This is a genomic window from Kitasatospora sp. NPDC059599 (genome assembly GCF_042735125.1).
Classification (GTDB): Bacteria; Actinomycetota; Actinomycetes; order Streptomycetales; family Streptomycetaceae; genus Kitasatospora.
Window position 1 is genome coordinate 101,027 of the sequence record NZ_JBHWCL010000008.1, and the last position, 21,657, is coordinate 122,683.

At 73.8% G+C, this 21,657-nt stretch carries 18 protein-coding genes; 12 read left to right on the forward strand and 6 right to left on the reverse strand.

Annotated features, from left to right (window positions below; genetic code table 11):
• The first annotated feature begins 410 nt into the window (after positions 1-410).
• From ACFV04_RS04925 to ACFV04_RS04940, 4 genes are all read left to right on the forward strand, one after another.
• A complete protein-coding gene (locus ACFV04_RS04925) occupies positions 411-1,625 on the forward strand; it encodes a saccharopine dehydrogenase family protein (protein WP_380526844.1) in 1,215 nt (404 codons plus the stop codon).
• A gap of 369 nt (positions 1,626-1,994) precedes the next feature.
• A complete protein-coding gene (locus ACFV04_RS04930) occupies positions 1,995-2,333 on the forward strand; it encodes a hypothetical protein (RefSeq protein ID WP_380335085.1) in 339 nt (112 codons plus the stop codon).
• Positions 2,320-2,640: a three-helix bundle dimerization domain-containing protein gene (locus tag ACFV04_RS04935; protein ID WP_380526846.1), complete on the forward strand. Its 321-nt coding sequence runs from the start codon at positions 2,320-2,322 to the stop codon at positions 2,638-2,640. Before ACFV04_RS04930 ends, ACFV04_RS04935 begins: the two co-directional genes overlap by 14 nt.
• Positions 2,641-2,828: 188 nt before the next feature.
• Positions 2,829-3,803, forward strand: coding sequence for an alpha/beta hydrolase (locus tag ACFV04_RS04940; protein WP_380335078.1), 975 nt, complete (start codon positions 2,829-2,831; stop codon positions 3,801-3,803).
• Positions 3,804-4,362: 559 nt separating this feature from the next.
• Here ACFV04_RS04940 and ACFV04_RS04945 read toward each other — a convergent pair.
• A complete protein-coding gene (locus ACFV04_RS04945; RefSeq protein WP_380335073.1) occupies positions 4,363-5,676 on the reverse strand; it encodes a helix-turn-helix transcriptional regulator in 1,314 nt (437 codons plus the stop codon).
• A 155-nt stretch (positions 5,677-5,831) separates the two neighbouring features.
• On the opposite strand from ACFV04_RS04945, the gene ACFV04_RS04950 reads away from it, so the two are divergent.
• The 3 genes from ACFV04_RS04950 to ACFV04_RS04960 are packed head-to-tail and all read left to right on the forward strand — an operon-like array spanning position 5,832 to position 8,505.
• Positions 5,832-6,824: a Gfo/Idh/MocA family protein gene (locus ACFV04_RS04950; RefSeq protein WP_380526847.1), complete on the forward strand. Its 993-nt coding sequence runs from the start codon at positions 5,832-5,834 to the stop codon at positions 6,822-6,824.
• Complete coding sequence (locus tag ACFV04_RS04955; protein ID WP_380335068.1) at positions 6,821-8,074, forward strand: DegT/DnrJ/EryC1/StrS family aminotransferase; 1,254 nt, start codon at positions 6,821-6,823, stop codon at positions 8,072-8,074. Before ACFV04_RS04950 ends, ACFV04_RS04955 begins: the two co-directional genes overlap by 4 nt.
• Positions 8,071-8,505, forward strand: coding sequence for an NUDIX hydrolase (locus ACFV04_RS04960; protein WP_380335066.1), 435 nt, complete (start codon positions 8,071-8,073; stop codon positions 8,503-8,505). Before ACFV04_RS04955 ends, ACFV04_RS04960 begins: the two co-directional genes overlap by 4 nt.
• A 376-nt stretch (positions 8,506-8,881) precedes the next feature.
• Here ACFV04_RS04960 and ACFV04_RS04965 read toward each other — a convergent pair whose 3' ends face one another.
• The 5 genes from ACFV04_RS04965 to ACFV04_RS04985 form a co-directional block, all read right to left on the reverse strand.
• Complete coding sequence (locus ACFV04_RS04965; protein ID WP_380526849.1) at positions 8,882-10,102, reverse strand: hypothetical protein; 1,221 nt, start codon at positions 10,100-10,102, stop codon at positions 8,882-8,884.
• Between the two features lie 60 nt (positions 10,103-10,162).
• Positions 10,163-10,840 carry a MarR family winged helix-turn-helix transcriptional regulator gene (locus ACFV04_RS04970; RefSeq protein ID WP_380335060.1) on the reverse strand — a complete coding sequence of 226 codons (678 nt, stop codon included), beginning with the start codon at positions 10,838-10,840 and terminating at the stop codon, positions 10,163-10,165.
• Positions 10,841-11,047: 207 nt separating this feature from the next.
• Positions 11,048-11,995 (reverse strand): M48 family metalloprotease, encoded by a 948-nt coding sequence (locus ACFV04_RS04975; RefSeq protein WP_380526851.1) that lies wholly within the window; start codon positions 11,993-11,995, stop codon positions 11,048-11,050.
• Positions 11,992-12,414, reverse strand: coding sequence for a BlaI/MecI/CopY family transcriptional regulator (locus ACFV04_RS04980; RefSeq protein ID WP_380335055.1), 423 nt, complete (start codon positions 12,412-12,414; stop codon positions 11,992-11,994). The genes ACFV04_RS04975 and ACFV04_RS04980 overlap by 4 nt, the downstream gene beginning before the upstream one ends.
• A 337-nt stretch (positions 12,415-12,751) precedes the next feature.
• Positions 12,752-13,417: a TMEM175 family protein gene (locus ACFV04_RS04985; protein WP_360261203.1), complete on the reverse strand. Its 666-nt coding sequence runs from the start codon at positions 13,415-13,417 to the stop codon at positions 12,752-12,754.
• Between the two features lie 443 nt (positions 13,418-13,860).
• Between ACFV04_RS04985 and ACFV04_RS04990 the strand changes: the two genes are divergently transcribed.
• Genes ACFV04_RS04990 through ACFV04_RS05010 form a run of 5 tightly spaced genes read left to right on the forward strand, consistent with a single transcriptional unit; the run spans position 13,861 to position 21,577 of the window.
• The gene (locus tag ACFV04_RS04990) at positions 13,861-15,123 is read left to right on the forward strand and encodes a phenylacetate--CoA ligase family protein (protein ID WP_380526853.1); all 1,263 of its coding nucleotides are present in this window, start codon (positions 13,861-13,863) and stop codon (positions 15,121-15,123) included.
• Positions 15,120-16,574: an MFS transporter gene (locus ACFV04_RS04995; RefSeq protein ID WP_380526854.1), complete on the forward strand. Its 1,455-nt coding sequence runs from the start codon at positions 15,120-15,122 to the stop codon at positions 16,572-16,574. The genes ACFV04_RS04990 and ACFV04_RS04995 overlap by 4 nt, the downstream gene beginning before the upstream one ends.
• Positions 16,571-17,722 carry a GNAT family N-acetyltransferase gene (locus tag ACFV04_RS05000; RefSeq protein ID WP_380335048.1) on the forward strand — a complete coding sequence of 384 codons (1,152 nt, stop codon included), beginning with the start codon at positions 16,571-16,573 and terminating at the stop codon, positions 17,720-17,722. The genes ACFV04_RS04995 and ACFV04_RS05000 overlap by 4 nt, the downstream gene beginning before the upstream one ends.
• 43 nt (positions 17,723-17,765) lie before the next feature.
• Positions 17,766-18,932 (forward strand): acyl-protein synthase, encoded by a 1,167-nt coding sequence (locus tag ACFV04_RS05005; protein WP_380526856.1) that lies wholly within the window; start codon positions 17,766-17,768, stop codon positions 18,930-18,932.
• Positions 18,929-21,577 carry an acyl-CoA reductase gene (locus ACFV04_RS05010; protein ID WP_380526858.1) on the forward strand — a complete coding sequence of 883 codons (2,649 nt, stop codon included), beginning with the start codon at positions 18,929-18,931 and terminating at the stop codon, positions 21,575-21,577. Before ACFV04_RS05005 ends, ACFV04_RS05010 begins: the two co-directional genes overlap by 4 nt.
• The last annotated feature ends 80 nt before the right edge of the window (positions 21,578-21,657 follow it).

Consider the following 21,657-nt stretch of genomic DNA (forward strand, 5'->3'; position numbering starts at 1 on the left):
CGCCGAGGGTCCCGGCTGAAGCTCCCCCACGAGCCCAACCGGGACCAAGGCCGGCGACCGGGCCTGGACGTGACTCCCCCCACGGAGTGGCGCCCAGGCCCGCATGGTGTTCAACCAGCGACACGCAGCGTACTTGTCATATCGACGTAGCGCTACTGTGCCGTTCCCCTCCGTCCGTCGAACCACCCGGAACCGGCCGTTCCGCACACCCCGCGCCGCCGCCCGGAGTTGGGCACCTCCACCACGCCCGCCCCGGAGCAGCGGGGCGCCCGGCGCCCCCTCGACCACGTCGCGCACCAGGCACGACGCACCGCACACCGGCCGCGCGGCGGGAGCCGCCGAACCCGTTGACAGGCCCCCGGCGGACTCCTAGCGTGGCGCAGTCGATCACCCGCACGTAGGGACTGCTGATGGCCGAGCCCCGCCCGTACGACCTCGTCCTGTTCGGTGCCACCGGGTTCACCGGCGGGCTCACCGCCGAGTACCTGGCCACGGCCGCGCCCGAGGACTGCCGCTGGGCGCTCGCCGGCCGGGACGAGGGCAGGCTCGCCGCCGTCCGGGCGCGGCTGGCACGGATCGACCCGCGCTGCGCCGACCTCCCCCTGCTGGTCGCGGACGCCGCGGACGCGAAGGCGCTGCGCGCCGTCGCCGCGGACACCCGGGTGGTGATCTCCACCGTCGGCCCGTACCTGCGGCACGGCGAGCCGCTGGTGGCGGCCTGCGCCGACAGCGGCACCGACTACGTCGACCTCACCGGCGAGCCGGAGTTCGTCGACCGGATGTACCTCCGGCACCACGAACGGGCGGTGGCCACCGGCGCGCGGCTGGTGCACGCCTGCGGCTTCGACTCCGTGCCGCACGACCTCGGCGTGCTGTTCACCGTCGAGGAACTCCTGCGCCGCGGCGGCCCGGCGGGCCGGATCTCCGTCGAGGGCTTCGTCCGCGCCGGCGGCACCATCTCCGGCGGCACCTTCGCCTCGGCGATGACGGCCTTCTCCCGCCCCCGGGCGATGGCCCGCGCCGCCCGGGAGCGCCGCGCGGTGGAACCCCGGCCGGCGGGACGGCTGGTCCGCACCCCGGCCGGCCGGCCGCACCGGTCCCGGACCGCCCGGGCCTGGGCCGTACCGATGCCCACCATCGACCCGCAGGTGGTGTCCCGCTCGGCCGCCGCACTGGACGCCTACGGCCGGGACTTCGGCTACGCGCACTACGCGGCGGTGCGCCGGCTGCCGATCGCCCTCGGCGGCGTCGCCGCGGTCGCGGCGCTCGCCGTCGCCGCCCAACTGCCGGCGCTGCGCCGGGCCCTGGGACGGCTGCGCAAGCCGGGCGACGGGCCGAACGCGGAGCAGCGGGCCCGGTCCTGGTTCGCCGTCCGGTTCGTGGCACGGGAACGCGGCGGACGCACGGTCCTCACCGAGGTGTCCGGCGGCGACCCCGGCTACCAGGAGACCGCGAAGATGCTGGCCGAGTCGGCGTTCTGCCTGGCGTACGACGAACTGCCGCCCACCGCGGGGCAGCTGACCACGGCGGTGGCGATGGGCCGGCCGCTGATCGACCGGCTGATCGCGGCCGGCATCTCCTTCCGGGTCCTGGACACCCCGCCGACGGCCGCCCCCGGCCGGTAACGCCCCCGGCACGGGGCGCCGCGGGCCGCCGCCGACGGTCACGCCGGGTGCGGAGACAGGGGCGGCGGCCTGCGGCACGATCCGCGGGCGAGCGGTGCTGCCGCTCGCCCGTGCCCGGCCAGGCTGCGAGGACGTCGCGCAGGTGCTCCACCCGGGCCCGGTCGAGGATCACCACCGTTCGACCATATGTGTCATGTACAGGCCGCCAGACGTTTGTTCTCGGTCAAGAATCGGGCGAGGGCACGCGCAGGACCCGGTACCGGCAGGCGGTCCGGTCCGGGCAGCCGGAGAATGCTGAATGCGGGGGCCGACCGTCGGGCGGACCGGCGGGTCGGCCCGAGGCCGGCGGATGCGAAGGGGCGTGGGCCGGTGCAACCGGTTGCAGTCGAGGACTGGGCGACCCTCTGGGCCCGGCAGGCCAGGGAGCTTCCGAACGGGCGGATCGCGGCCGGGCTCCTGGTCGATCTCGTCGCCGACCCGCGGCAGCACCTCGCCCGGACGGCGACGTTTCCGGTGACGGCCGCGGCCGTGGCCCTGCGCGTCGAACCGAGCCTCCTGCGGGAGGCCCTCCGAGACCTGGCCGACGCGGGCCTGCTCACCCTGGCCTGCCACGAGGCCGCGGGGCCCGGGAGCGAGGTCGCCGTGGTGACCCTCACCGCGCCGGCGTCCCGGCGCACACCGATAGGCCCGCGCCATGCCCACCGATGACCCGGAATACGGGCCACCCGGACGACCGCGGCCGCCCGACGACGCGCCCGGCCACCCCCAACCGGGCGGGGCGACCGCGACCTGGGTGTCACCCGAGGACGAGGAGGCGATGAGGCTGGTCGCCGCCCGGCTCAAGTCCGCCCACCCCGAGGCCGACCCGGCCACCGTGGACGCTCTCGTCGTGGGCGCCTACGACGAACTGCGCGACGCCAAGGTGCGGACGTTCGTCCCGATCCTGACGGAGCGCCGCGCCAGGGCCCTGCTCGCACCGCCACCATCGGACACCCGACCCGTCCCGGAGAGCTGACCGCCTGCGCACCGCAGGGAGTCCGCGCGGGAAGTCGGCAGGCGACGCCCCCACCTCTTTGCCGAAACAGCAACAAGAGTGGAGGCACCCGCGGCACGCGCGACAGGATCGATCCGGAGTCCCGATCGCGCCACCGGCCGGCACCGGCCGCGGCCCGCGCACAGCACGTCAGCAGCTCTGGAGGGTTCATGTCGCAGCACGATCTCACGCACCGGTCGGTCCCCACGGCGGCGGGCCGGATCCACCTGGTGGAGCAGGGCACCGGGCCGCTGGTGCTCCTCGTCCACGGCTTCCCCGAGTCCTCGTACTCCTGGCGCCACCAGCTTCCGGCGTTGGCCGCCGCCGGGTACCGGGCCGTGGCGATCGACGTACGGGGCTACGGCCGCTCGTCCAGGCCCGAGGACGTGGACGCGTACCGGATGCTGGAACTCGTGGCGGACAACGCCGCAGTGGTGCACGCCCTCGGCGAGCAGTCGGCGGTGATCGTCGGGCACGACTGGGGAGCGACGATCGCCGCGAACTCGGCGCTGGTGCGTCCGGACGTCTTCCGGGCCGTGGGGCTGCTCAGCGTGCCGTACGCCCCGCGCGGCGGGCCGCGCCCCAGCGAGGTCTTCGCACAGCTGGGCGGGGACCAGGAGTTCTACGTTTCCTACTTCCAGGAGCCCGGGCGGGCCGAGGCCGAGATCGAACCCGATGTGCGCGGCTGGCTCGCGGGCTTCTACGCGGCGCTGTCCGCCGACACCATGCCCGCGCCCCACGAGGCGGACCCGCACTTCGTGACCAAGGGCGGGACGCTGCGCGACCGGTTTCCGACCGGCCGGCTGCCCCAGTGGCTCGGCAAGGACGATCTCGACGTCTACGCCGGGGAGTTCGAGCGGACCGGCCTGAGCGGCGCACTCAACCGCTACCGGAACATGGACCGGGACTGGGTGGACCTCGCCGACTTCGACGGCGCTCCGATCACCCAGCCGTCCTTCTTCGCCGGCGGCAGTCTGGACGCCTCCACCGTGTGGATGTCCGACGCGATCGACGCGTTCCCCACCACCCTGCCCGGCCTGGTCTCCTCGCACCTGCTCGACGGTTGCGGCCACTGGATCCAGCAGGAGCGCCCCACCGAGGTCAACCGCCTGCTGACCGGCTGGCTCTCCTCGCTGCCCACCTGAATCCCCGGCGCAGCGAGGTCCTGACCCTTCAGCCAGCGGCCGAGTCGGGCACGGCGTCGAAGCCGTGCCCGGCCGGCTCCGTCCCGTCGGGCGCCTCTCCCCCCGACTCCGACCGGAGCGCGACGGCGAGGTCCGGCGAACTCCCGGCTGTCGCCAGGCACTCGGGCGTCGACGTCACCAACTGCCGCAGCGCACCGTAGCCGAGCTGCCTCCGGTACCGCGCACCCGCGCGGCGCAGCACCCGAATCCCGGCGGACTCGCCGGGCCGGGTTGCCTCGGCCGACAGCGCGGTCTTCCCGACCCCCGGCTCCCCAGCAACACCAACGTTTCTCCGGCAGACAGAAGTTCGGCCATGAAGACACCAGGCCGCCTCAGGTCCGGCCCCGCAGAGGACGAAGCCGAGGTTACCGGACCCCTTTGCCCGCAGAGGCGGTCTGACGCACCTCCGAGGTCGGTCTGCAGCAGTTGGCAGGCGGTACCGGAGGTCTGGCCGCAGTGCTGCAGTGGCTCCGACCGGCCCAGCAGCGACTCCGCGATCGGTGTTCCCCAGCTGGTGTGCTCAGCCGGCCTTCAACCGCTCCAGGAACTCCGGGACTCCGTCGACCTGGCGGTAAGGCTTGAAAGCCGGCGCGAGCTCCCGGACCAGGGCAACGCACCGCGGGGCGCCGATGCGGGTGGCCAGGTCGAGCGACTCGCTGGTGACGGCGAGCGCTTGCTCGACGTCGTTGGCTTGGAGGTAGCCCTTGGCCTGGTAGGTCAGGAAGATGCCGCGTGTCTTGTCCCTGGCGCGGGGCAGCAGGGTCATGCCCTCGGCAATCCGCGCATGGGCCTCGTCGGTTCGGCCGAGGTCCAGGAGGCACTGGCCGGAGTCCACGGCGAGGTCGGCCGGGCTCATCCACGCGCACCAGTCGGGTGCGGGGTCGGCGGCCTCGACGGCGAGAGCGGATTCGGCCTCGGACAGGTCGCGGTAGCAGGCGGAGTGGTCGCCAAGCGCGGCGTGGGCCCTGGCCCGGCGGAGGAACAGCAGGGACCGGGCGGCGGGGTGCTCGATGCCGGACAGCGCGTATCCGAGCTGGTCCACGGAGACCTTCGGCTCGCCTAGCCAGTTCGACTGGTAGGCGAAGTCCGAGAGCACCCCGGCGCCGTGGTCGCGGTCGCCGGCGGCGTGTGCGGACTGCAGGGCCGCACCCCACAGCTTCCCGGCCGCCCAATGCCGGCCCTGGTCGAAGCGGTGCCATCCGCAGGTGGTGGCCAGCGAGGCCGCCAGCAGGTGCAGCCTGCGGCCGGTGTTCTCGCTGTAGCGGCCTTCCTCGATCAGCTCGGTCACCGTGGCCAGATGAGCGTCCATCAGGCGGATCGTGTGCTGGCGCTGTTCGGTGGGCAGGGCCGTCAGCTTCGTGCTGGTGTCCTCCAGCCAGTCCACGAGTTCGGCGTCCACCCGCTTGCCCCCGAGGGCCGACGTGAGGCGTTCGGGTTCGATCGTGGCCCACCGGGCGGCGAGGCCGGCCAGCGAGATAGCGCTGTAGGTCATGAAGCTGCGTCGGTCCATGGAAGCTCTCTGTGCATCGTGGAGGGCTTGAACGGTGTAGGCGGACCCCAGCGGCAGCGGTTCGTCGCGTCCGGGCAGCCAGTAGGGCCAGCCGTACGCCTCCATCTCCGAGACCTTGACACCGAAAGCTTCGGCAATCAGGAGCTGGGAGTCGAGGTTCGGCGTCTTGCGCCAGTTCTCCCACCTGCTGACGGCCGCCTTGTCGGCGCCGGACAGGAGCCCGTGGCGGCGGGCGGTCCGGTCGAGGCGGGCGACAAGGTCGCCCTGCGACCAGCCGCGCAAAACGCGTGCGTAGGCGAGGGGGTGCCGGATCGGGTCGTCCACGGGCCAATCCCATCATCGACGGTGACTGTGAGCCTACTGCTGGCGAAGGCGGGACAACCCCGGGACTACAGACAATGCCTTTTCGGGGACGGCGAGTTGGACTGTACTCGTGGCACACCGAAGAACTTCCTTCACGAAGCGGAAGGACTCTGCCCATGAAGCGACGCGCTGCGGTCATCGGTCTCGGCCACCAAGCGTGTGAGGACCACCTACCCGGCCTGCTCGGCTCCGGCAGGGCCGAACTGGCCGCGATCTGCGACAGCAACCCCGACATCCTGCGCGAGCGTCAGAAATTCTTCCAGGTACCTGCTTTCACCCGGCCCGCCGATCTGCTGGACACCGTCTGTCCGGACTTCGTGATCGTCGCCGTCCCGCACCACGCGGGCCGGGCCGTGATCGAGGAGTGCTCGGCCCGGGGCGTGCACGTCCTCAAGGAGAAGCCGTTCGCCACCTCGCTCGCCGAGGCCCGCGAACTCACCGCGATCTGCCAGGCTGGGCAGGTGGAGCTGATGGTCACCCTCCAGCGGCGGTTCAACCCGATCTACACCAGCGTGGTGCAGTTCCTCGACCAGATCGGCACCCCGTTCCTCATCGACGGCCAGTACACCTTCCACACCGACGACCCCGGAGCGGGCTGGCGCGGGGACGTCAAGCAGGCTGGTGGCGGCTGCATCATCGACATGGGCTACCACCTCATCGACCTGCTGTTGTGGTACTTCGGCCTGCCCAGCCGCGTCATCGCCGACTTCTCGGCCTCAGCCCTGCCCGAGGCCGGCTACGACGCGGAGGACACTGCCGTCATCCAGCTCGGCTACGAATCCGACCTCTACGGCTCCGTCCTGCTCTCACGCTGGGCGGCCCCGAAGACCGAGAAGCTGCACGTCGTCGGCACCCGCGGCTCGGTGCTGCTGACCAAGGGCCACCTCCAGCGGCTCGACCTCAACGGCACCGTCGTGGAGGAGCTCGCCCGGCCGCACGCGCCCGCCAGCGCATCGACCGCCCAGATCGACTACTTCTGCCGGGTCCTGGACGGCGAACGCCCCAACACCTCCGGCCCCGAACAGCACCTCGCCCACGCCGCCTTCATCGCCTCCTGCTACGAGTCCAAGGCAGCCGGGCGCTACATCGACCCGAAGGAGATGCTGTGACCTCAACCCTCGCCCTCCTCGGCGGCAAGCCCGCCGTCACCACCGGCGGCCCGCACTTCAGCTGGCCGCCGATCGACGACACCACCCGCGCCAAGGTCGCCGCTCAGCTGGAGGAGTCAATCTCCATCCCCGGCCGGTCCGGCATCGTCGCCGAGCTGGAGAACGGCCTGCAGGAGTACTTCGGCGTCCGGCACGCGGTCACCACCAGCTCCGGTACGGCCGCCCTGCACGCCACCTACTGGGCCGCGAGGATCAAGCCCGGCGACGAGGTCATCGTCCCGGCCTGGACCTTCCACGCCACCGCCTCCCCGCTCTTCCACCTCCGCGCGGTGCCCGTGCTGTGCGAGACCCGGCCGGACGGCAACATCAACCCCGACCGGATCGAGGAGCTGATCACGCCCAGCACCCGGGCCATCATGGTCACCCACCTGTGGGGCAAGCCCGCCGACATGACCGACCTCGTCGCCCTGGCGAACGCCCACGACCTGGCGCTGCTGGAGGACGGCTCCCACGCCCACGGCGCCGGCATCGCCGGGCACAAGGTCGGCACCTTCGGCCTCGCCTCGGCCTTCTCCCTCAACGGCCCCAAGCCGCTGTCCGGCGGCGAGGGCGGGTTCGTCCTCACGGACGACGACGACACCTACCACCGCATCATCACGCTCGCGCACTACAACAAGCGGGCCAAGACCGAGATCCCGGAAGGCCATCCGCTCGCGCGGTACGCGGTCACCGGGGCCGGCCTCAAGCTCCGCATCCACCCCCTCGCCGCCGCCATCGCCCACGACCAGCTCGCCCGCCTCGACGGCTACCTCGCCGGCCGCGCGGAGATCGCGCGCTACCTCACCCGCCGGCTGGCCCGGATACCTGGCCTCGAGGTCACCGAGATGCCCGACGAGGTGATCCCGTCCTGGTACGGGTTGACGCTCACCTACCGGCCGGACGAGATCGGCGGCCTGTCGATCGAGCGGTTCCACCAGGCGCTGATCGCCGAGGGGGCCACCGAGTTCGACCGGCCCGGTTCCACCTGCCCGATGAATCAGCTGCCGCTGTACCAGCAGCCCAGCATGCTGTTCCCCGGTCACCCGCACTCCCACCGTCGGTACGAGCCGGGCGATTTCCCGGTCGCCGAGCATGCCTATGCCCACACGATCAAGCTCCCGGTCTGGCATCGTGAGCAGGATCTGGAGCTGGCCGAGCAGTACGCCCGCGCGGCCATGAAGATCAGCGACCATCACAAGGAGCTGCTGTGACCGTCACCTCCCCCGAGTTCGTGGCCGGCTTGGCGGCCGACGCCTCAGCCGCCGGCATCACCGGCTTCGTCGCCGCCGCCGTGATCAACCACGACGGGCGGGTCCTGCTCGTGCGCCGCAACGCCGACGACTACATGGGCGGCCTGTGGGAGATCCCTTCCGGGACGGTCGAGGCCGGGGAGAGCATCCTGAACGGCCTGCACCGCGAGACCAACGAGGAGACCGGCCTGACCATCGACCAGGTCACCGGCTACCTCGGGCACTTCGACTACGAGAACAGCCGCGGTGGCACCACCCGACAGTTCAACTTCGCCGTCACCGTGAAGAAGACCGAGCCGATCGTCCTGACCGAGCACGACGCCCACCAGTGGGCCCAGCCCGGCAACCTGCCCGAAGTCAGCGATGCGGTCCGCAGCCTGATCACCTCCTGAGTCAGAGCCGTCAGGCTCTGCCGAGCGGCCCGCTCCTCGAAGCCATCGAGGAGCGGGCCACTTCACTTCCGGAGCCGGCGGGGGCGGGGTCCAGAGCTCCCACCGGGGCCCGCGCGACCGGAAGCCCAGCACGTCCGACGGAAGGCCACTCGCGCCGCCGGCCACCCGGACATGGCGAAGCTGTCCGCAGGGTCGACGTGCGGTCCCTGGTGGACGCGCGGCGCCGCCGCGTCGCCGTCCTCGGCGGGCAGTAGCCGGGTGGCGAGGATCGACATCGGCTCTCCCGTGTCCGGTCGCGGTTCGGAACCACCGCGGGCTACGACCGATCCCCGGCCACGGCCTTCCGCGTGTCGGGGGGTCGTTCGCCGGAGGGGCGTCAGACCAGCCGGCCGCGGTGGCGGGCGGCGGTCGCGCGGACGAGCCGGGCGAAGCGGTCGCGGCTGCGCCGCTGCCGGCCGGCCTGTCCGTCGCCGTCCCGGGCCGCCGGGTCGCCGTCGGGGTCACCGTCGAAACCGGTGTCGAAACCGGTGTCCGGATCGGTGTCCGGATCGGCCGCCGGGGCGGCGTACTCGGCGTGGATGAGCCAGCAGGCGTGGATTCCGCCGACGAGGACCTCAAGGAGGCTGCGGGCGGGTCGGCGGGGGTCCAGCGGGGTGAGGCGCAGGGCGACGTCGGTGAGGCCCGGGTCCTCCTCGACGGGGTAGTCGGTGGTGTCCTCCTCCGTGTCGTCGACCTGATCGCGCAGGGCGACCGGGATGGGCAGCAGGCCCTCGGTGATCTGCATGGCGTGCCGGACGAGGCCGGTGACGGCGTCGTACGGGGAGACGCCGGTCTCGATCAGGCCGAGGACGACGGCGGGGGTCTCGTGGGCGAGGGGCTCGACGGCGTCGGCCTGCTGCAGGACCCGGACGGGGTCCAACCCGGTGGCCTGGGCGGTGACTTCGACGGCGGCGGCGAGCCAGTGGGCGGCCGCGACGGCGGCGGCGGTCGGGTCCACCGCGGAGAACAGCGCGGCCGGGCCGAAGGGGTCCTGTTCCAGGAGGCGGTCCGCGGCGGCGACCTGGACCGGGGACGCGTCCTCGCGGCTGAGCAGGACGGCCTGTTGGGCGCGGCCGGTGAGGTCGCCGAGTTCGGCGGCTTCCACGGCGGCGAGTTCGGTGGCGGTCTCGGCGAGGACGGCTTCGGTGAGGCGGGGATCGGCCAGGTCGTGGAGGGTCCGGCCGACCCGGTGGGCCGATTCGAGCAGGTGGCCGGAGGAGACGAGCACGGCGCCGCGGCGGGGCGGGTTCGGTGCGGCGATCGCGCGGGCGACCTCGCCGATGGGATCGTCCTCCCGCTCGCGGTGCGGGCCGTCGGTGTCGGGATCCGGGGTGCCGGCGGCGTCGGAGGCGCCGGCGGCGTCGGCGGCGTCGGCGGGGTGGGTGTAGGAACGCCAGGCCGCGTCGGAGAGTTGGGTCAGGGCGCTGGAGAGTCCGAGGAGCGCGGACACGGCCCCGTCGGCGGGGAGGACGGCGATGCGGGTGGCGAGGTTGCCCTCACCGGTTCCCCAGGCGGCGATCAGCTCGTGCCGGTCGGGGTCGATGCTGTATCGGGTCACGGATCGCTTCCTCCGGGTGTGTCGCAGTGCCGCACGCACTACGGGTGTTCGGGTGGCCGGTCAGCGGGGCGCGGACGCACGGGGGCGGCGTCCTGACGGACGGCGTCCGCCGGCACCTGCGGCCTCGTCCGCTCGCGCCGCCGCACCGACCGCGCCCGCCGGGCCCGCCCCGTCCGTCCCGTCCGCTCGCGCCGCCGCACCGGCTGCGCGCTCCTCGGGGACCCATCTGCGGCGCCGGCCGCCGGTCAGCACCCAGCCGGGGCCTCGACGCGGAGCCGTGTGGCGTTCGGTGCTGCGGGCGGCTGCCGCGCACACCCGTCTCAGCAGGGAGTTGAGCTCGGCGCGCTGGCCCCGCGTCAGCGCGGCGAGCAGGTCGTCCTGGACGGCGGACGCGTCGTCGTGCAGCACGTCCAGCGCCGCCTGTCCCGCCGGGGTGATCGTCAGCACTTCCTGCTGCCCGCCGATGTGGACGACCAGGGAGTGCACGAGTCCGGCCGACAGGAGGTCGTCCAGGGCCCGGGCGGCGTCGGCCTCGGGTGCGGCGGTGCGCGCGGTGAGGTCACCGCGTCCGTGGGGCCCCAGCCGGGCGAGCGCGGACAGCAGCACCTGGTGGACCGGGCTCATCCCGCGTGCGTCGAGGCGGTCGGCCAGGAGCCGGTCGACGGCTTTGCCGGCCGTCGACAGCAGGTAGACGGTCTGTTCGAAGGGGCTCGTCGACCCCGTCCTCCCGTCGTACACGCCAGGTCCAATCGTCCGGGGCCACCGTGCGCTCGGGCCGGGGGTGTCCAGGGGGTGTCCAGGTGGCGCCCTCGCGGGCACGCCGCACCCCGGGACCGGGGTGAACACGGTCCCTGATCGCCGGCGGGCGGCTGGGGGCGCGGTCCGCGCGGGGCAGTCCGAGCGTCACCATACCCGGGCCCGCAGAGTTGGTCTACATCATTGTCGTCAGACCGTGCCGTGCGACCTCAGGACCTGCGCGGCGTACTCGACGTACTCGTGCAACCCGTAGGTCAGGACCACGGCGAGCAGCACCGCGACCGCCACGGCGGCGACCAGGCCGACGGCCGCACGCGCCCCGCGGCCCGTCGGACGGGCGGGTTCGGGGCCCAGGAGCGCCCGGACCCGCCGGGGCACCGGGCCGGACGTCACGGACAGCAGCGGCACCGCGTCCGGCCGCACGGACGGTGCCCCGGCGAGCGCCGCCCGGGCGATGGCGGTCGCGGCGGTGCGCCGGTCGGCGACCGCGCGGGCGGCCCGTTCGTCGGCCCACCGCTCCAGGTGGTAGCCGAGGTCGGAGCCCAGCCGGCCCAGCGCGGGATGGACGGCGGCGGCGAGGTCGGTGGCGGCCGACAGCAGGTGGTGGCGCCCGCGCAGGTGGGCGCGCTCGTGGGCGAGGAGCACCGCGCGCTCCGCCGGGTCCAGCGCGCGGAGCATGCCGACCGAGACCACGACACGGCCCGGGCGACCCCGGTGACCGGGCAGCGCGAAGGCCTCCGCGTCCTCACCCGGGACCACGAGCAGATCGCCGTCGCTCGTCCCGTCGCCGGCCAGGTCCCAGGCGCGGGCGAGGAGTGCGCGCTGCCTCCGCCACCGCAGCGCCAGCCGTACGGCCTGCACGACCAGGGCGGTTCCCGCGGCGCAGGACACCGGCACCACGGCCGGCCACCGGGCGACGACGCCGGACAGCGACAGGTGCTCCAGGCCGGCCAGGAACGGGACGTGGAACAGGCCCGCGAGGACCGTGACCGTGCTGCCCGCCAGCAGGACCGCCGAGCCCGCGAGCGCCAGCGCGGCCTCGCGCGGCGGGAGCAGCCGGGCCAGCCCGCGCGCCGCGGGCACCGCCGCCCACGGGAGGGCGACGGCGAGGGCGACGACCACCAGGACCAGCGTCACGCCCCGGCCCCCGGCTCCACCCGGCCCTCCACCACCGAGGGCGGTCCGGACTCCGCTTCGAGGATGAGACGGCGCAGGACGTCCCCGTCGTCGGCGGAGAGCGAGGAGACGAACCGCTTCAGCACGAGGTCCCGGTGCGGCTCCTTCTCCAGCTCCTGACGCATCCGGCCCGCCGCCAGTCCGGCGGCGTCCGCCACCGGCGCGTAGGCGAAGGAACGCCCCGGCCGGGTGCGTGCCAGGGTTCCCTTCTCGTGCAGGCGGGCGAGGATCGTCGTCACCGTCGTACGGGCGAGGTCCTGGTGCAGCGCGCCCTTGACCTGCCGGGCCGTCAGCGGCTCACCGGCCGCCCACAGCACCGCCAGCACGTCCGCGACGAGCTCCCCGTGCGGGCGCCTGGCGTCCTGGCCGTCCCTCGACATCTCTCTCCCCGATCCGCTGCGGCCGACCCGCACACCCCCGGCTCCACCCGCGACCGGCATCCGCGGCCCGCCCGGGCCGGGCCCGGCGGGAAGCGGTGCGGCCCGTACGGCCCCGGGTGCGCCCCGCCCAACTCTACGGGGACCCCCATCCCTCGCCGCAGCCCGCCCGTCGACCCGCAGCCCGCCCGACGTCCGGCGGCACGCGCCGGGCCCGCGCCGGCTGCGCCCGCGCGAAGGTCCGCTCCTCGGTTCCCCGCGGCTGGGCGCCCGGGGCGGTCACGCTCGCCTGCGGTTCCTCCCGGAGGGGTGTGACCGCGCTGCTCGCCGGCTCGCGAGCTCACGCCTTCGTGGCGCGGGCGGGGGCGAGTTGGTCGAAGCAGTAGTAGACGGCCAGGGCGGCGTGGGTGGCGAGCATGGCGATGGGGCTGACGTAGGCGAGGGCGATGGTGGCGGCGTAGCACAGTCCTCCGACGCCGAAGCGGCGCAGGGCTGCGCGGAGGGCCTGCGGCGGGACGGGGTGGTGGAGCATGCGGGCGTCGCGGGTGAAGGAGAGGAAGAGGAGGGAGAAGGCGATGCCCATCGCGAGCATGGTGGCCGCGTAGAGGGCGGCGGCGGTGCTCGCGTCGTCGTGGCGGGCGGTGAGGTAGGCCGCGAGCATCCTGGTCGGGTAGGGGATGACGGAGACGGTCAGCAGGAGGAAGAGGTTGGCGAACAGGGTCCGGCGGTCGACCCGGCCGGCGAGCGCGCACATGGCGTGGTGGTTGATCCAGATGATGCCGATGACGAGGAAGCTCACCAAGTAGGCGAAGTAGGCGGGCCATTGGTGGACGAGCTCGGCGGCCAGCGACCGGCCGTGGAGGGTGTCGGGTTCGGGGACGTGGAGGTCCAGGACGAGCAGGGTGATCGCGATCGCGAAGACTCCGTCACTGAAGGCCTCCAGGCGGGCGGTGCTGAATCCTTCCGGCTTCCGGGTTTCGGCGGTGTCGGGCGGCGTGTCGGTCATCCGGGCTCCAGGGTGGTGCGGCGGATTCAGGACGGTATCAACGGGGCGGGCCGGTGCGGGAGCGGGACCGCCGGATCCCGACCCGTCTGCGGGGCGGGCCGCCCGCCGCACCGTTCGGGCGGAATCCTCCCCGATTGCCTTTAGTTGAATTCGAGACATTTCATGTGCGCCCGCCGAATTCGCCACTGAGACGCAGCTCACCATGTCATTCCGGACCTTCGGAAATCGCCGCTGATGAAGCCTCAGGTCGCCCGATCACCACCTCGACGGGAGGCCTGGGGCTGGAATTCGAAGGTCCATCAAGGTGCTAGCCTCTCTTCCTGCGAGCCGGGGGGCAGCTTCTCCTGACTTCGCCTCAGTGTCGACCGAATGCTCTGTGCGTACCCGGAATCCGGGTACCGCCCGCTCGGTCCGTTCTCCTCACAGCCTCAGAGCAGGAATTCATGCCCGTTCAACCCATCGCGGAACTCGTACGGTTCGCGCGCCGCAATTCACCCTTCTACGCGGAGCTGTACGCCGGCCTGCCGGACCGGACACTGCGGCTGACCGACCTCCCGGTCGTCCCGCAGGCCGAGTTCTGGCAGGCGAACACGCCTCGCGGCAACCGGCTGCTGACCGGGCCGCTGGAGGAGGCGGTGGTCTTCAAGAGCGGCGGCACCACCGGCTCGCCCAAGTTCTCGTTCTACAGCCGCGAGGAGTGGCGGGCGTTCACCACCTCCTTCGGCGCCGGGCTGGTCGACGCCGGGCTGCGCCCGGGGCACCGGGTCGCCGATCTCTTCTACGCGGGTGACCTGTACGCCAGTTACACCTTCATCCTCGACGCGCTGCACCACTCGCCCGTCGCCAACGTCCGGCTGCCGATCGGCGGGGCCGCGCCGCTGGAGTCCACCGCGCGGACCCTGGAGCAGTTCGAGGTCGAGGTGGTGGCCGGAACGCCGACGACGCTGTGCGGGCTGGCCGATCACCTGCTGGCCTCCGGTCGTGAACTCCCCTCCGTGGAGCTGCTGTTGTTCGGCGGCGAGGGCCTCTACCAGGACCAGCAGCCGCTGCTCGGCACGGTGTTCCCCAACGCCCGGGTCTCCTCGATCGGCTATGCCGCCGTCGACGCCGGGCTGCTCGGCCGGCCGGTGCCCGGACCGGACACCCGGGTGCACCGGGTGTTCGCCCCGGAGACGGTGGTGGAGATCCTCGACGAGCACACCGACGAGCCGATCACCCGCGCGGGGGTGCCGGGCCGGGTCGTGGTGACGGACCTGCGCCGACGGCTGATGCCCGTGCTGCGCTACCCCGTCGGGGACCGCGCCGAGTGGACGGACCCCGACGCCGGGCTGTTCCGCATCCTCGGCCGGGCCCAGGAGGGCGTCCGGGTCGGGCCGGTGTCGCTGTACACCGAGGACGTGCTCGACCTGGTCCGGGCCGCCGACCCGGCCGGCCGGGCCACCGGCGTCCAGTTGGTCGTGCGCCGCTGGGACGGCCGGGACGGCCTGGTGCTGCGCCTGGCCTGCGACGGAGCCCCCGCCGGGCTGCCGGAGCTGGCGGCCGCCGTCCGGGACGGGATCCACGCGGCCCGGCCGCTGTACCCGGAGGCGGTCGCCGCCGGGTACGTCCACCCGCTGTCCGTCGACTGGGTGCGCCACCGGGAACTCACCGTCAACCCGCGCACGGGCAAGCTGATCCGCGTCCTCGACGAACGGCCGCACTCGTGACGGGCACCGGAACGGACACCGCGACGACGCCCGCCACCAGTGGGTTCCGGCTGCCGCTGGTCCTGCGCAACCGGCGGTTCGGCGCCGTGTGGGCCGCCCAGGTCCTCACCCAGGCCGCCGGACGGATGTTCCAGGTGGGCGCGGTGTGGTGGCTGGTGGGGTACGCCGCCGGCCCGGACCGGGGCCTGGCCTCCGGCGCCTTCCTCGCCGTCGGCACCCTGCCCGCGGTGGCGCTGGCGCCGCTGGTGGCCAGGGTCATCGCGCGCTGCCCGCACCGCACCGTGCTGGGCGTCTCGGCCGCCACCGCCGGCCTGATCGCCCTCGGCACGGCCGCCTGGACGTACACCACGGCGCTGCCGATGGCCGTCGCGTACGGCGCGGCACTGCTGCTGGCCGGCTGCCAGGCGGTCTTCGACCCCTGTCTGACGACCTCCGTGCCCGAGCTGGTCGAGGACGCCGACATCGAGGCCGCGACCGGCTTCGAGCTCGGCACCCAGTCGCTGGCCGGGCTGGCCGGCGGCCTGCTGGGCCCGCTGGTGGTCGACGCCGCCGGTCTGGCGGGGATCGTCGCCGGGTGTGCCGGCGCCTACCTGCTGGCGGCCGCCCTGATCGGCGCGACCCGCTTCCCGGGCGGCCCGGCCGACGCGGCAAACACGGCTGGCCCGGCAAACACGGCCGACCCGGCAAACACGGCCGACCCGGCCGCGGACGGCGGTGAACCCGCCGCGACACGGCCACTGCGCCGCATCCTGGCCGAACTTCCCTTCGTCCGGCGGGTGTTGCTCTGCTTCGCCGCAGCGAACCTGTTCACCACAGCGGTGTTCGTGGTGATGCCCCTGTTCACCCGTGCGGTGCTGCACGCCGACGGCTCGACCGTCGCCGCGCTGGAGGCGGCCCTCGGCGCCGGCACGCTGGTGGGCTCGTTCACCGGCGGCCGTCTCCCGGGCGCCCCGACCGTGGTCGGCGCCGGCTGTCTCGGCCTGCTGGCCGCCGCGCTCGCCCTGCCGGGCCTGCTCGGCAGCCAGGCCGCGGCCGTGGTGTCGATGGCGGTCGCGGGCTGGTGCGTGGGCGTGATCGGCGTACGGTTCGTGGCCCTGTTCCAGCGGCTGGTCCCGGCCGGGGACCGGGCCGGCTTCTTCGCCGTGATGCAGGCGCTGCTGGGTGCCACCTTCCCGGTGTCCTCGCTGGTGTTCGGCCTGCTCGGCGACCACCTCTCGCCGCGCACGCTCTGCCTGGTCCAGGCGCTCGGCGTCCTGCCGGTCGCCGCCGCCCTGTGGTGGACCGGCCGGCGCGAACCGGCGAACCCCGACCCCGTGGCGGCCCCGCAGGGACACCCGTCCCCACCCGAACACCCGCAACGCCCGTCGGAGCAGCAGCACCCGTCGGTGCAGCGGCACCCGTCCGACCAGCACCCGGCCCCGGCCGCACACCCGAGCGGGGACGCACGATGACCCTGACGATCGCCCCCGCCGCCCCGCAGGACGTCGCCCAGCTGCGCCAGCTCTACTTCGACGTCTACGGCCACGGCTACCCGGTCGCGCTCGGCAGCGACCCCGCGGAGATGCGCCGTCTGATCGCCGACCCGCACACCCACTGGCTCACCGCACGGCACGAGGGCGTGGGCCACCTGGCCGGTTCGGTGGCCGTGCAGACCGACCCCGGCAGCCGGATCGGCAAGCTGGTGGGCCTGGCGGTCCACCCCGAGCAGCGCGGCGGCGGCCTGGCCGGGCGGCTGACCGCCGCGGTCTGCGCGGACGCCTTCGCGACCGGCGGACCCGACTCGATCTACGCGACCGTGCGGGTGGTCACCCCGGGCCCGCAGCAGGTCTTCGCCCGCAACGGCTTCCGCGCGCTCGGTCTGCTGCCGAACGCCGTCGAGGTGGCCGGCTGCGAGAGCCTGGCGCTGTTCGCCCGGCACGCCGACGGCGTCCTGGCCCGACGGGAGGGCGTCGACGCGGTGCCCGGTGCCCTGGTCCCGCTGCTGGAGGCGGCCCGACAGAGCACCGGCCTGTGCTACGGCGACCCGCGGCCGGTGGACGGCCCGCTCGCCCCCGCCGGGCGGCGTGCGCCGGTGACCGCGCCGATGGAGCTGATCACCGCGCCCGGGTTCGTCCGCCGCCGTTTCCTGGAGCTCTTCCCCGACCCGGCGCAACGGTTCTTCCCGCTGCACGTCCCGAACGCCGTCCTCACGCCGCCGGACGGCACGTTCGAGGCGTACGCCGACCTGGACCCGGTCGCCGCGAGCTGTTCGCTGGTCGCGGTGCACCCGTCCCCGGCAGCCGTCGCCGGTGCGCTGGAGCCGCTGATGGCGGCCGTCACCCGGGCGGGCGCCGACTACGTGGAGACGCTGCTGCCGCTGGCCGACACCGCCGGGCTGCACGCCTTCCTGGCGGCCGGGTTCATCCCGAGCGCCGTCTACCCGGCGATGCGCCGGATCGGCGACCGGTTCCACGACTACGTCGTGCTGTCCCGCACCAGCCGTCAGATCGACTTCCGGACCACCGCCGTCGGCAGCCCGCTCCAGCCGTACCTGCCGGCCTACCTGACCGCCTGGACCTCGACCTACCTGCCCCTTCCCCCGGCCGAGGCCGCCCGATGACCGATCCCGAGCTTGCCCGATGACCGATCCCGAGGTTGCCCCCGTGAACATCCATCTCGCGCCGGTCGAGGTTCCCGACCCCGCCGCGCTCCCGAACGTCCAGCAGCTGTGCGACCTGGCCTCCCCGTACGCGGCCGGGCCGGACACCGACCGCCTGTTCGCCGCCGCGATGGCGGAGAGCCACGCCTGGCACGCCCGGCGCTCGCCGTTCTACCGCTCCCTGCTGGACGGCCCGGCGGAGGCCGCCGCGCCGACCGTCGGCGAGGACGTCCGCGCTCCCCTGGTGCACGCCAACTTCTTCAAGCGGCACGAGGTGCTCTCCATCCCGCGGGAGGAGGTCTTCCTCCACCTGACCTCCTCCGGCACCACCGGCCAGAAGTCGCAGATGTTCTTCGACAGTTGGACGATCCGCTCCGCGCAGCGCATGGTCGCGCGGATCTTCGACCACTACGGCTGGATCACCCCCGACCAGCCGGTCAACTACCTGCTGTACAGCTACGAACCCGCCCCGCAGCTCAGGCTCGGCACCTCGTTCACCGACAACTACCTGTGCGACTTCGCGCCGGCCGCCCACACCACGCACGCCCTGCGGCACACCGGCGGCGGCCACGAGTTCGACGTCCACGGCTGCATCGCGGCACTGCAGCGCTACGCCGCGGACGGCCTGCCGGTGCGGATCCTGGGCTTCCCCGCGTTCCTGCACTTCACCCTGGAACGGATGCGCTCCCTCGGCCTGCCGCCGCTGCGGCTGCCGGCCGGCTCCCTGGTCCTGCTCGGCGGCGGCTGGAAGGGACACACCGACCGGCAGATCGGGAAGGACGAGTTCTACGCCGCGGTCACCGAGCAGCTGGGTGTCCCGCCGGAGCGGATCCGGGACACCTTCGGCTCGGTCGAGCACTGCGTGCCGTACATCGAGTGCGAGCACCACCGCCTGCACGTCCCGGTCTGGTCGCGGGCCGCGGTGCGCGACACCCGCACCCTGCGGCCGCTGCCGTACGGCGAACGCGGTTTCCTCCACCTGGTCTCCCCGTACATCACCTCGGTGCCGGCGCAGAGCGTCGTCATGGGCGACCTCGCCTCGCTGCACGCCGCCGAGGAGTGCCCCTGCTCGCTGCCCACGCCGTGGTTCACCATCCACGGGCGCGCCGGTGTCAGCCGCAACCGCAACTGCGCGGCGGCCGCCGCCGAACTCCTGAAGGGACTGTCGTGAACCCCGAAGCCGTCAACCCCGAAGCCGCCGACGCCGACGTCGTGAGCCCCGAAGCCGTGAACCTCGCCGCCGCCGACCCCGAAGCCGTGCACCGCGAACTCGCAACGGCCGGAACGCACTTCTGGCAGGGCGCGTTCATCGACGACGAGGAGGCCGCCCGCCAGCTCGCGGACCTCCCGGAGCTCGCCGCCCGCGCCCTCGCCGACCCGCTGCCCACCGAACTGGTGCTGAACGCCTGCCAGGTGCTCGCCGACGCCCTCGGCACGCCGGGCGGCGCCGTCCGCACCCGCCTGCTCGGCGTGCTGACCGACGGCGGCACCGAGCCGGAGGAGGCAGCGGCGACGCTCGCCGAGATCGCCGACGCGATCGGGCGCCCGGCCCTGGAACGCAAGCTCCGGCGCGAACTCGGCGGGCTGCGCCCCGAGCGCCTCACCCGGCCCGACGCCCGGGAGACCACCTTCGAGGCCTGGGCACCGGTCGGGCTGCTGGTGCACATCGCCCCCGGGAACGCGGCCGCCGTCGCACCGCTGAGCGTCATCGAGGGCCTGCTCACCGGGAACCTCAACGTGCTGAAGACCAGCAGCAGCGACACCCCGCTCGCCCAGCACCTCCTCGCCGCGCTGGCCGCCGCCGACCCGACCGGCGCCCTGGCCGGACGCGTCGTCGCACTGCGCTTCTCCTCCGCCCGCACCGAGTGGCTGCGCCTGCTGTGCGCGCCCGCCGACGCGGTGGCGGTCTGGGGCGGCGAGGACGCCGTCCGTTCGGTCGCCGAACTGGTCCCGGCCGGCTGCCGGTTGATCGAATGGGGTCACCGGATCTCCTTCGCCTACCTGACCCGGGACGCCTGGTCGGACACGGCGACGCTCGACGCGCTCGCCGCCGACGTCTGCCGCTTCGAACAGCAGGCCTGTTCCAGCCCCCAGGTGGTCTACCTCGACACCGAGGACACCGAGGACGCCGAGGACGCCGACGAGGTCTTCGCCTTCGCCGAGCGCTTCGCCGCCCACCTCGCCGCCGCGTCCGCCACGCTGCCCCGGCCCGTCCTCGAACCGGCCGAGCACGCCGAGATCACCACCACCGAACTGCTCGCCCGGCTGGAGGAGCACCTCGGGCTGACCAGGGTCATCGCCGCCGACGACGGCTCCTGGCGCGTCCTCGCCGACACCCGCCCGGCGCTGGCCGCCTCACCGCTGCACCGCAGCATCTGGGTCAAGCCGCTGCCCCGCGCCCGCGTGATGGCCACCCTGCGTCCGATGCGCCGCTACCTGCAGACCGCCGCGATCGCCGGCCGCCGCGCCGACGTCGCCCGGCTGTCGCGGGCCGTGCTCGCCGCGGGCGTGCTGCGGGTCACCCCGGTCGGCGGGATGCTCGACGGCTACCACGGCGAGCCGCACGACGGCGTCTACGCGCTGCAGCGGTACAGCCGGCGCGTCAGCGTCCGGGCGGACGCGGCCTTCGCCACCACCGCCTGCCTGGACGACCTGGCGGCCCCCGCCGTCGTCCCGCCCGCCCCGGCCGGCCCGCTGCTCGACAAGGCCGGTGTGCAGGAGAGCCTGCGCACCCTGGCGCCGGAGTACGCCCACCTCCTGTTCCGCAGCGGCGGCAGCACGGGCACCCCGGCCCTGTCGGTGTTCACCAACGCCGACTACGACACCCAGATGCGGGCCTCCGCCGACGGCCTGCTCGCCGCCGGGTTCGACCCGGCCCGGGACCGCGCCGCCAACCTCTTCTACTGCGGCGGCATGTACGGGAGCTTCATCAGCTTCTTCTCGATCCTGGAGCGCCTCAACGCCACCCAACTGCCCATCGCCGCCGGTCCCGACCACACCGCCACGGCCGAGGCACTGGTGACGTACGGGGCGAACGCGGTGTTCGGCATGCCGTCCTACCTGTGGCAGCTGTTCCACGCCGAGGGCGAGGCCCTGCGCGCGTACGGCGGGATCCGGAAGGTGTTCTACGGCGGCGAGCACTTCACCCAGGAACAACGCCGGGTGCTCACCGAGGAGTTCGGCGTCGAGGTGATCCGCTCGGCGGCGTACGGCAGCACCGACCTGGGGCCGCTCGGCTACCAGTGCACCCACGCCGAGGGCTCGGTCCACCACGTCCTGACGGACCTGCACACCCTGGAGATCCTCGATCCGCAGGCCGACCGGCCGGCCCCCGCCGGGCTGCCGGGCCGCCTGGTCTTCACCACCCGCACCCGCGCCGGCCAGCGCCTGGAGCGCTACCAGATCGGCGACCTCGGCCGCGCGGTCGAGGGCGTCTGCCCGTGCGGCAGCCACACCCCGCGCGTCGAACTCCTCGGCCGGTACGGCGACGTCGTCCGGGTCGGCACGTACTTCTTCAACGTCCGGCGTTTCGAGGCCGTGGCGCAGGAGCACCTCGGCTACCGCGGGGAGCTGCAGCTGCTCCTGGACACCGGTGACGACCGGGAGCGGATCACCGTCCGCCTCGACGAGCGGTACGCCCCGGACGCGGCGGCCGCGGCGGCCTGTTTCCCGGCCGCGATCCCCGAGCTCGCCTCCGCGGTGGCGGAGGACCTGCTGGCCTTCACGGTCGAGTCGGCCGACAGCGGGGACTTCGAGCGGACGGCCACCAGCGGCAAGCTCCGCACGGTGATCGACCGTCGGGAGTCCACGGCCTGACACCGCAGGGCCGGGGCCCCGGCGCCCCGGCCCTGCCCGGCCGTCCTCGATCAGGGCTTCGCAAACTGATCTCTAGACAC